The organism is Rhodococcus marinonascens NBRC 14363 (genome assembly GCF_001894885.1).
In the GTDB taxonomy this organism is placed as follows: domain Bacteria; phylum Actinomycetota; class Actinomycetes; order Mycobacteriales; family Mycobacteriaceae; genus Rhodococcus_F; species Rhodococcus_F marinonascens.
This window is the reverse complement of sequence record NZ_BCXB01000037.1, coordinates 26,016-35,988: the sequence shown is the minus strand read 5'-3', so window position 1 is coordinate 35,988 and position 9,973 is coordinate 26,016. Positions and strand designations below refer to the sequence as shown.

Annotated in this window: 10 protein-coding genes; 3 read left to right on the top strand and 7 right to left on the bottom strand. The window is 65.2% G+C overall.

What is annotated here, in order from left to right:
- On the top strand, nt 1-902 hold a 902-nt coding region (locus tag RM2_RS19860; RefSeq protein ID WP_139277847.1), incomplete at its 5' end, for an asparagine synthetase B family protein.
- A 109-nt stretch (nt 903-1,011) separates the two neighbouring features.
- On the opposite strand, the gene RM2_RS19855 is transcribed toward RM2_RS19860, so the two are convergent.
- Both RM2_RS19855 and RM2_RS19850 read right to left on the bottom strand, forming a co-directional pair.
- A complete protein-coding gene (locus RM2_RS19855) occupies nt 1,012-1,800 on the bottom strand; it encodes an Rv1352/Rv1906c domain-containing protein (protein ID WP_072691247.1) in 789 nt (262 codons plus the stop codon).
- Nucleotides 1,801-2,021: 221 nt separating this feature from the next.
- Complete coding sequence (locus tag RM2_RS19850) at nt 2,022-3,518, bottom strand: acetyl-coenzyme A carboxylase carboxyl transferase subunits beta/alpha (protein ID WP_072691246.1); 1,497 nt, start codon at nt 3,516-3,518, stop codon at nt 2,022-2,024.
- A gap of 136 nt (nt 3,519-3,654) precedes the next feature.
- Between RM2_RS19850 and RM2_RS19845 the strand changes: the two genes are divergently transcribed.
- Nucleotides 3,655-4,122, top strand: coding sequence for an SRPBCC family protein (locus RM2_RS19845; protein ID WP_072691245.1), 468 nt, complete (start codon nt 3,655-3,657; stop codon nt 4,120-4,122).
- Nucleotides 4,123-4,173: 51 nt separating this feature from the next.
- Here RM2_RS19845 and RM2_RS19840 read toward each other — a convergent pair whose 3' ends face one another.
- Both RM2_RS19840 and RM2_RS19835 read right to left on the bottom strand, forming a co-directional pair.
- Entirely contained in the window at nt 4,174-5,367 is a 1,194-nt protein-coding gene (locus tag RM2_RS19840) for an ABC transporter permease (RefSeq protein WP_072691244.1), read from the bottom strand.
- Complete coding sequence (locus RM2_RS19835; protein WP_072691243.1) at nt 5,364-6,260, bottom strand: ABC transporter ATP-binding protein; 897 nt, start codon at nt 6,258-6,260, stop codon at nt 5,364-5,366. The genes RM2_RS19840 and RM2_RS19835 overlap by 4 nt, the downstream gene beginning before the upstream one ends.
- A gap of 445 nt (nt 6,261-6,705) precedes the next feature.
- Here RM2_RS19835 and fdxA point away from each other — a divergent pair, with 445 nt between their 5' ends.
- On the top strand, nt 6,706-7,032 hold the full coding sequence (fdxA, locus tag RM2_RS19830; RefSeq protein ID WP_072691242.1) for a ferredoxin: 327 nt from the start codon (nt 6,706-6,708) through the stop codon (nt 7,030-7,032).
- Here the strand turns inward: fdxA and RM2_RS19825 are convergent, their stop codons facing one another.
- The 3 genes from RM2_RS19825 to RM2_RS19815 form a co-directional block, all read right to left on the bottom strand.
- Complete coding sequence (locus tag RM2_RS19825; RefSeq protein WP_072691241.1) at nt 7,033-8,733, bottom strand: ABC-F family ATP-binding cassette domain-containing protein; 1,701 nt, start codon at nt 8,731-8,733, stop codon at nt 7,033-7,035.
- Between the two features lie 64 nt (nt 8,734-8,797).
- On the bottom strand, nt 8,798-9,391 hold the full coding sequence (locus tag RM2_RS19820; RefSeq protein ID WP_072691240.1) for a class I SAM-dependent methyltransferase: 594 nt from the start codon (nt 9,389-9,391) through the stop codon (nt 8,798-8,800).
- A 121-nt stretch (nt 9,392-9,512) separates the two neighbouring features.
- Nucleotides 9,513-9,953, bottom strand: coding sequence for a cupin domain-containing protein (locus RM2_RS19815; protein ID WP_072691239.1), 441 nt, complete (start codon nt 9,951-9,953; stop codon nt 9,513-9,515).
- Nucleotides 9,954-9,973 lie beyond the last annotated feature (20 nt).

Below are 9,973 nucleotides of genomic sequence, written 5' to 3'. Positions count from 1 at the left end.
CCCACGACGTTGCCCGTCGGTCCCGGACCAACCACCAGGACATCGTGCTCGACTCCGAGGATCTTGCCGACCCCGCCGTGCGGGCGAAGGTCATCCGGGCACGCGACGTCCCCATCGGCATCGCAGACATGGACATCTCGCTGTATCTGCTGTTCAAGGAGATCCGGCAGCACTCCACGGTGGCACTGTCCGGTGAGTCGGCCGACGAGGTCTTCGGTGGTTACAAGCACTTCTTCGATCCGAAGGCGCAGCAGGCGAACACATTTCCGTGGCTGGTGGGGTTCGACGAATACTTCGGCAACGACCGTAACTTGCTCACCCCGGAGGTCATGGCCGGACTGAACATGGCTGAGTACGTGCAGGATTCGTACAACACCGCCGTGGCCGGTATCGATCGGCTGGACGGCGAGTCCGACTTCGAATGGCGGATGCGTAAGATCTGCTATCTGCATCTGACGCGATTCGTCCGAGTGCTGCTCGATCGCAAGGATCGCATGAGCATGGCCGTCGGACTGGAGGTTCGTGTACCGTTCTGCGATCACCGGTTGGTCGAGTACGTGTACAACACGCCGTGGTCGCTGAAGACATTCGACGGCAAGGAGAAGTCGTTGCTGCGGGCAGCGGCCAAGGATGTGCTGCCGCAGTCGGTGATCGACCGGGTGAAGTCGCCGTACCCATCCACCCAGGACCCGAAATATGCGGTGGCGTTGCAACAGCACGGCAAGGAGTTGCTCAGCGACCGCTCACATCCGGTATTCGGCCTGGTCAGCCCTGATTGGCTGTCTCAGGCGGTATCGATCGATACCCCGCAGATCCGTCAAGCGTCGCGCCACGGACTCGAGCGCATCCTCAACCTCGCGGTGTGGATGGATATCTACAACCCGACCATCAAGGTGCCTTGATTCCTCTTCCGGCATGCCGAGCGAGCAACAATCTGACGCTGTCGGGATCACAACGTTCCCGGCGACGGCGTCACCGGGAACGTTGCTGCTGTTGCGAATCCGGTCAGATTTACGACCCGAACATCCCCGATGCCCCGGCTGCCCCGGCTGCCCCGGACGATCCGGACGATCCGGTGGAGTGGTCGAGTGGAGCGACCCACTTCCACTCCGCACATTCGGTTCCGCCCGTGCTCGTTGCGAAGGTTTCGTCCGACTCTTCGATGACCACCGCGGACGCTACGGTGTTGTCCGGATCGTTGGCCTGCTGCGTGTCGCCGTTGGCGACGATGTCGCCGCCCACACGGCGTTCCCAGTCGCAGTCCTCGCCTGCGACGCCGGGATTCTGGTAGATGCCCGGCTTGATCTCGTCGAGCCCGTCGCCGACGTCAAAGGTGCCGTCAGCGGGTATGGCCGGCTTACCGAGGCTCCCCAACGATCCCAGAGACCCCAGAGATCCGGTGCTGTGCGGGAGGGGGGCCACCCACTTCCATTCCGCACAGTTACCCCCGAACAATCCTGTTTCAAAGGTCTCGTCCGACTTTTCGATGGTCACTGCCGTCGCCACGATGTTGTCGGGATGGAAAGCTGGGAAGGTGCCGCCGCCGGCGGCGTAGTCGGGGTCGTTGAAGCCGGGAGCATAGCGCTCCCAGTAGCAGTCCTGGCCCGCGATGCCGGGATTCTGGTAGATACCGGGTTTGACCTGTCCCGGCCAGTAGCCGACGTCAAAGGTGCCGCTGCCGGGGATGGTCGGCCCACCCAGGCTCCCGAGCGAGCCGGGGGCACTGTGAGCGGTGGCGACGCCACCCGCCAGTAGCGCCACTGAAGCGATTGCGGTGAATCCGATTCGTGTTGCGCGCATGCACGTGCCCCTCATCGTCACGGCCCCTGGTGTGGGGCACACCGAGGAAGACGCTACAACCAAAATTGGGGAACACTAGGGAAGGTACGCGACGGTCGGGGTCTCGGTCGCCTACGGGAATGCCAGCGGATATAGCGCCGCAGCACAGACTGAAAACCGTTCTCGGCCTGGGTGTTTTCCGGTAGGTACTCAGGGCGGGCCAGTGGCATCTACTGGGAGCGCTACCGGCCTGATCCCAGGTTTCGGTAGCGGGCGTGTCGGGCCGCGGATCGCTCTTCCGCGGGAACCCCGGTCAGGGCACGAATTTCCCTGGAAATGGCCTCGCCGACCCGCTTGGAGAAGTCGACGGGTTCGTCTGCGGCATCGGGATATTCGGGGATGATCGCGTCGATGACGCCGTCGCGGAGCAGGTCGAGCGAACGGATGCCCTGGGCGGCGGCCATTTCGGATGCGTGGGTGGTGCCGCGGTGGACGATGACACTGGCGCCCTCCGGCGGGAGCGGTGCCAGCCAGCCGTTCTGAGCCGCGAGGACCCGGTCGGCGGGGAGGAAGGCGAGGGCTCCGCCGCCGGTGCCCTGACCGAGCAGGACGGACACGGTCGGCGTCTTCAACGTCACCAGGTCGGAGATGCAGCGGGCGATCTCTGGGGCCAGTCCACGCTCCTCCGCCTCCCTGGACAGCGCCGCGCCGAGGGTGTCGATCACCAGGACCAACGGGATCTGCAACTCCTCGGCCAGTCGCATGCCTCGGCGTGCCTCGCGCAGTGCGGCGGGCCCCATCGTGTTCAACGCGGATTGCCCGGCACGGTCCTGACCCAGCAGAACACACGGTGCGCCACGGAATCGGGCCAGCGACAACAACACCGTTCCCTCGGTCTCACCCTGCCCGGTGCCGCTGAGCGGCACCTGTTCGGTGGCCGCATGACGGAGCAGGTGGCGGATGCCGGGACGTTCGGGGCGCCGCGACACCATCACCGACTGCCAGGCGGGGACGTCCGGGATGTCGGGCGTGGGTACCGACTCGGCGACGCTCGGTGTCGCAGGGGAGTCGATCAGCACTCGCAGGGTCCGGTGTACGAGCGGTCGGAGTCGGGTCGCGGGCACGACGCCGTCGATGACTCCGTTGCGATACAGGTTCTCCGATGTCTGCACGCCGTCCGGGAACTTCTCGCCGTACAGAGCCTCGTAGACGCGGGGGCCGAGGAACCCGACCAGCGCGCCGGGTTCGGCCACGGTGATGTGTCCGAGCGAACCCCACGATGCAAACACGCCACCGGTGGTGGGATTTCGCAGGTATACGAGATAGGGCAGATGCGCGGCCTTGTGCGCGGCGACCGCCGCCGCGATCTTCACCATCTGCACGAAGGCGATGGTGCCCTCCTGCATGCGGGTGCCACCCGAGGTGGGTGACGCGAGCAGGGGGAGACCCTCGCGGGTGGCGCGCTCGATGGCGGAGACGATGCGTTCGGCGGCGGCCACTCCGATCGATCCGGCGAGGAACTCGAACTCGCACGCGATCACCGCGACCGGACGGCCTCGAACCGCGCCGGCCCCGGTGATCACCGATTCGTCGGCCCCCGAATTCTCGGCCGCCTTCGTCAGTTCGGCCCGGTACTTCTCGTCCGGTTCCGAATCGACGGGCGTCTCGTCCCAGGAGACGAAGGTGCCTGCGTCCAGTACCAACTCGAGCAGGTCGTGGGCGGGGATCTTGGCGGCCATATCTAACGAGAGTAGTGGTGAGAGTCTGGGCCGGTCCTCGGGAATCGAGGCGATCTGTCACCTAGGGTTTGATCCGGAACTGCTCGATCGGACGCCGGGCCCGACGCGGGTCGGGCTCGAAAGAAACGGGTGCTCGATGTCTGCTTCGGAAATTCGCTTCAGCCGGGTGATCGCTGCCCCGGTCGGCTCGGTCTGGAAGGTTCTCACCGATCTCGACAACGCAGAGTCGGTACTGAGGGGCGTGCAGAAAATAGAGAGGCTCGACGCCACGGGTTACGAGATAGGTACACGTTGGCGCGAGACCCGGGTGATGTTCGGCAAGTCGGCAACCGAAGAAATGTGGGTTTCGGAAATCGACCAGAAGAAGCGCACCGTGGTCAAGGCATCGTCCAACGGTGCGGACTATTCGACTGTCTTCACGCTCACGCCCGCTGGGGACGGCACGACATTGACAATGCAATTCTCGGCGGAGGCCGCGAACCTGGGCACCTTCTCCAAGATCATGATGAAATTGCTGGGACCTCTCGCGATGAAAGCCACTGCCAAGGCGATCCAGCGCGATCTTGACGACATCGGCGCCGCCGCCGTGAAACTGGCCGGTTGACCGCGGCCTCCGGCCATGTTGCCTTTCCAGGCAACACGGCCGGGGAGTACGTCAACGTCCCAGCGCCTCCTTCCACGACACGACCTTGCCGATCCTCAGGATCGAGCGCTGGTAGATCTTCGCGGCGAGAACGCTGAGTCCGGCTGTGACGACCAGCATGAGCGCGATGGTCGCGACCACCTGAGCCGGCGACGCCACCCCCGCTGCGATGCGGAGCGGCATCAGGATCGCGGAGAACGGCGGAATCCAGCTGAGTACGCTACTCAGCGTGCCGTCCGGGTCGCTCACCGAGGAGAAGGCGCTGAAGGCCATGATGACGATCAGGACCATCAACGGCGACGCGGTGGCATTGACGTCCTCTTGCCGCGACACCATCGAACCGGCAGCGGCATAGAGGACGGCGAAGAAGGCGAAACCGAGGACGAACCAGCCGAGAGTTCCGGCGAGGACACCGAACGCCGTCCCGGTCACGGTAAGGGTGCCCGTCGCCAACCCGGCGCCGACACCGGCAACTCCGTACGCGGCCAACTGGACGAGGCCCACGGCACCGATTCCGATCACCTTGCCCCACAATAGCTGCAGCGGGCGCAGCGTCGAGAGCAGCAGTTCGACGACGCGGCTGGACTTCTCCTCGACCACACCCATCGCCACGTACATGCCGAACATCATGATCTGCATGTACAGCAGGACCACCACGGCGACCGACAAGGCCACGCGCTGACCCTGTTCGGGGTCGGCTGGGTCGAGCGCGTCGACGGTCACGACGGCCTTGCCGGTCACGTCGGCCAGATGCGCGGGGTCCACACCCTGCGCCACGAGGGCGGCGGCCTGCGCCTGCTGTGCCACGGCCGCGTCGACTACGGTGCGAAGCCCGGGTCCGATCTCGGATTCGGTTACAGCCGTGAAGGATCCATCGGTGCCGGGGATCAGGGCGAGGTCGAGATCGCCGCTCTCTACTCGGTCCCGTGCTGCTTGTTCGTCCGGGGTCGCGGTGACCTCGACCGGTGTGTCGACGGCGTCGCCCGTGGCAATGAGAGCCGGGGCGAGGGACTGGTCGCCGACCAGTCCGATCGTGGCGCGATGGTCGTCACCCCCCGAAAACAAGGAGTAAGCCAGGATGCCGCCGACGATCGCGAGCAGGATGATCACGTTGCTGATCACGAAGCTCTTCTTCGACACCTGTGTCAGGAACTCGCGCCGGGCTACCAGGCCGATCGCGCGGGCGGGGTGTAGTGGGGCACTCATGCCGCGACCACCTCTCGGAACAGATCGGCCAAGGTGGGCCGGTGCAAAGAAAACTCGTGCACCGGGCCGGTCTTGAGGGCGGTGTGGAGGATCAACTGGTCATCCACCTGAGGCGAGAGCACGAGCAGCGTTCTGCCGTCGATGTGACTCATCGTGGTCACTCCCTCGAGGTGGTGGGCCCAGCCGACCGGCGCCTCCGGTGCGTGGACCTCGAGTCGGACGTCGCCTCCGCCGCGTAGTTCGTCGACCGTGCCGACGGCCCGCATCCGGCCGTGGCTGATAATGCCCACGCGGTGGCACAGGCGTTGGACGAGTTCGAGTTGATGACTCGAGAAGATCACGGGCACCCCGGTGTGCGCCTTCTCCACCAGGACCTCGCTCATAACGTCGACCGCAACGGGGTCGAGTCCGGAGAACGGCTCGTCGAGAACCAGGACCGCGGGGTCGTGGACGAGTGCAGCAGCCAGTTGGACGCGCTGCTGGTTGCCGAGCGACAGTGCGTCGACGGTGTCGCCGACACGACCGGAGATGCTGAGACGGTCCGTCCACCGCATGACTGCTTCGCGCGCTGCGGAGCGGGACATGCCGTGTAACTCGGCAAGATACGCAAGTTGCTTGCCTACCTTCATCTTCGGGTACAACCCCCGTTCCTCGGGCATATAGCCGATCGTGCGCCGCACGTCCAGGTCGACGGGCTTGTCGCCGAGTCGAACCTCACCGGAATCCGCGGAGAGCACGCCGAGCGCGATGCGCATGGTGGTGGTCTTGCCGGCGCCATTGCTGCCGACGAACCCGAAGATCTCGCCGGGCCGTACCTCGAAGGAGAGGTCGTCGAGCGCGACGGTTTCGCCGTAACGCTTGGATATGCCGTCGATAGTGAGGGTATGGGGCATTGGGTCCTTCCTGATCTAGGGGGCAAGTGATCCTACAAAGCCAGCTCGTCGGGCTCGAGGTCTGGTTGCGTCCGGCCGGGGATCATTGCGGGCAAGCGGTCGCCGATGACAAGTGCAGTGAGCAGTCCGGCGGCGTACGGCACGTTGGAATCATCGCTGTCTCGGACTGTGATGAAGAGTGACGAGTCTCGTTCTGGAGGAACCGGCGCGTCCGAAACCCTGGTACGGCTCGATCAGATTGGCATCAGCCATGAGAACTCTCCCCTTCTCCGGTGCCGGCCGCCGGCCGAACCACAGGCGCCGAGTTGATCGCGTCGCGGGAGGCCCGTCTCCACAGACGGACGAAGATCCACGCGACCGAAGCGAAAGAGGTTGACCACGGTAAATTGAGTGGCAGAGTGCACTCGATTCGCGCCGGAGGGCGGGAAAGGCCAGGATTGCTGACGTGACCTATACCATCGCAGAGCCCTGTGTCGACGTTCTGGACAAGGCTTGCATCGAGGAATGTCCCGTCGATTGCATCTACGAGGGCGGGCGGATGCTCTATATCCATCCAGACGAATGTGTCGATTGCGGGGCCTGTGAGCCGGTCTGCCCCGTCGAGGCCATCTTCTACGAGGATGACGTCCCGGACCAGTGGGTCGAGTACACCAAGGCGAACGCCGACTTCTTCGACGACCTGGGGTCGCCGGGGGGTGCGTCGAAGGTCGGCAAGACCGATTACGACGTCCCGCTCGTCCTGGCGCTGCCACCGATGGCCGAGGGCGACTAGCTAATCCTCGAAGAGTCGACCGCCCTCCATCCGCCACCGGCGGGTGCTTCGCATCGAATCGAGCATCCGACGGTCGTGGGTGACGAGGAGCAGAGTGCCGTCGAAATTCTCCATCGCCTGCTCGAGTTGCTCGATCGCGGGGAGATCCAGGTGGTTGGTCGGTTCGTCGAGTACGAGGAGATTCACACCCCGGGCTTGCAACAGTGCGAGGGCTGCACGGGTGCGTTCGCCGGGTGACAGGGACGCCGCCGCACGCAGCACGTGGTGACCTTTGAGCCCGAACTTCGCGAGCAGGGTCCGAACATCGGCGTCCGGCCAGTCCGGAACCTGCGCGGCGAACGCGTCCGCCACCTTCTCGGCGCCCTCGAACAGTCCGCGAGCCTGATCAATTTCGCCGAGCGCCACACCCGAACCCAGTGAGGCGTTGCCGGCATCCGGAGTGATCTTGCCGAGCAGGATCTTCAGCAGCGTCGTCTTGCCGGAACCGTTGGCGCCGGTGATGAGGATGCGGTCACCCCAGTCCACCTGGGTGGTGACCGGACCGAACGTGAACCCGGGATCCCCGGACCAACCCACGGTGGCTCCGTTTGCCGTCGCCACCACGGATCCACTGCGCGGGGCGGTGGCGATCTCCATCCGCAGTTCCCATTCCTTGCGCGGTTCCTCGACCACCTCGAGTCTCTCGATCCGGCGCTGTGTCTGCCGGGCCTTCGCGGCCTGCTTCTCGGTGGACTCGGTGCGCAGGCCCTTGCCGATCTTGTCGTTGTCCTTCGCCTTTCGGCGCGCGTTGCGGACACCGTGTTCCATCCAGTTCCGCTGCATCTGCGCGCGGTCCTCGAGGTCCGAACGCGTCGCCGCGAACCCCTCGTATGCCTCCCTCGCGTGCCTGCGCGCGATCTCACGCTCGGCGAGGTACGAGTCGTAGTTGCCGACGTAGACCGCGATCTGCTGTTGCGTCAGGTCGAGTTCCACGATTCCGGTTACGGTGCGCGCCAGGAACTCCCGATCGTGACTCACCACCACAAGGGCTGCCCGGCTCCCGGCGACGAATCGCTCGAGTTGCTCGAGCCCCGGCAGATCGAGGTCGTTGGTCGGCTCGTCGAGAAGTAGCACGTCGTATCGGGACAGCAACATCGAGGCCAGCCCGGCGCGCGCCGCCTGCCCGCCGGAGAGCGATGTCATGCGCGCGTCCAGGGGTACCCCCAGTCCGATCTCGTCGACCACTTTCTCCGCACGGTCGGCGAGGTCGGCGCCGCCGAGAGCCAGCCAACGCTCGAGGGTGGCGGAGTAGAGGTCTTCGACCGGGGCGAGCGAAGCGACGGGGGATGAGTCCGGGGCGAGCGAAGCGACGGGGGATTGTCCCGGCTTGGCCAGGGCTTCCGCGGCGTCGTTCATGGCATGCTCGGCTGCGGTGACGCCCGTCCGTCTGCCGAGGAAGTCGAGGACGGTCTCGTCAGCGATCCGGTCGATTTCCTGGTCGAGGTAGCCGACGACGGCGTCGGGTGGGCTCAGCACGACAGCACCGTCGACGTCGGCCGATCCGACCCCGGCGAGGGCGGTCAGCAAGGTCGACTTTCCTGCGCCGTTCGCGCCGACGAGGCCGATCACGTCGCCGGGGGCGACGGTCAGGTCGAGGCCCGAGAAAAGGGCGCGCTCACCGCGCGAAGCCGACAGTCCGCTGATGCGCAGTGTTGCAGTCACCTGCAGATTATCTCCCCGCCGTGACTGCCCGGTGACTGCGGGCGGTGGAGGGGTGAACGGGACGTCAGTTCTTGACGAGTCGGAACCATCGAGGGTCGACCTTCTCGAGCGCCCTGGGCAGGCCGATGATGTCGGCGTCGACGTCCGACACCAGTTTCCACTTCTCGAACGTTCGCTCCACATCAGAGCGGGAGACGCCCCTCGGCAGGGGTCCGCGGTAACCGGGGCCGAATGCGAACATCAGCAGCGTGGCGTGGGGTTCGCTTACGGCTGTGACGTTCTCGACGTACGCGACCCGGTCTCGGTCGCTCAGCCCGTGATAGCACCCGACGTCGAGGATCAGGTGATACCCGCGGCCGACGGCATGCTCCAGGTCGGTGGCGTCCGCATATACGAACCGGACATCGACCCCCGACTTCCGGGCCTTGGATCGCGCCTTGTCGAGGGCCAACTGGACGTTGTCGATCCCGGTCACCTGCCACCCGCGCTTGGCCATCGCGATGGCTTGGTAGCCGGTGCCGCAGCCGATATCCAGAACCTTTCCCGGTGGTGCGTCGAGTGGATCCAGCAGTGCCTGGATCTGATCTTCGAAGATGGGTCCCGCCGTCACCCAAGGCGTGATCTTGAACCGGTAGGCCAGTTTGTATCCAAGGCCCATGTCTGCCCCCTTCCGCGTGCACATCCTCACCCCTGCACCGATGCAGTCGGATTACCCGGATTTATCGAAATGACACACAAACGTCCACATTCTGAGACGGCGGAAAGCGTCTTCGACGTTCCTAGATCAACCGGAAGTCCGCGAAGTCGAAGCCAGGCGCCACGACGCAACTGACGAGGGTTGGTTCGTCGCCTTCGGGTGTTGCGCGTTGCCAGTGCCCAGGCGGGACCACTAGTTGAGGTTGCTCGCCGGCTGCGACGTCCGTTCCGAGGATCTGAGCTGTCGGGGAGACGGGTTTCGATCCCTCTCCGCCGAGTTCGAGCACCAACGGGCTGCCTCGGTGATACAACCAGATCTCGGCACTGCGCACTGTGTGCCACGCAGACTGCTGACCCGGCATCAGCAGGAACAGGATCGCCGTGCCAGCCGACCGCGGTCCCGGATACTCGGGCAGGTTCGCCGCGGGAATTGTGAGGTCACTGCGCCACGTCTCGCGGTACCAGCCGCCTTCCGGATGTGGGAGGAGGTCGAGCGGCCGGGCCCACTCCGGTATTTCCGCCATGCACCACATTCTGCCGTACG

Bases quoted from the DNA above. Each gene is read 5' to 3' on its own strand.
- RM2_RS19855 (WP_072691247.1), bottom strand. From the start codon at position 1,800: ATGCGCGCAACACGAATCGGATTCACCGCAATCGCTTCAGTGGCGCTA.
- RM2_RS19850 (WP_072691246.1), bottom strand. From the start codon at position 3,518: ATGGCCGCCAAGATCCCCGCCCACGACCTGCTCGAGTTGGTACTGGAC.
- RM2_RS19845 (WP_072691245.1), top strand. From the start codon at position 3,655: ATGTCTGCTTCGGAAATTCGCTTCAGCCGGGTGATCGCTGCCCCGGTC.
- RM2_RS19840 (WP_072691244.1), bottom strand. From the start codon at position 5,367: ATGAGTGCCCCACTACACCCCGCCCGCGCGATCGGCCTGGTAGCCCGG.
- RM2_RS19835 (WP_072691243.1), bottom strand. From the start codon at position 6,260: ATGCCCCATACCCTCACTATCGACGGCATATCCAAGCGTTACGGCGAA.
- RM2_RS19820 (WP_072691240.1), bottom strand. From the start codon at position 9,391: ATGGGCCTTGGATACAAACTGGCCTACCGGTTCAAGATCACGCCTTGG.
- RM2_RS19815 (WP_072691239.1), bottom strand. From the start codon at position 9,953: ATGGCGGAAATACCGGAGTGGGCCCGGCCGCTCGACCTCCTCCCACAT.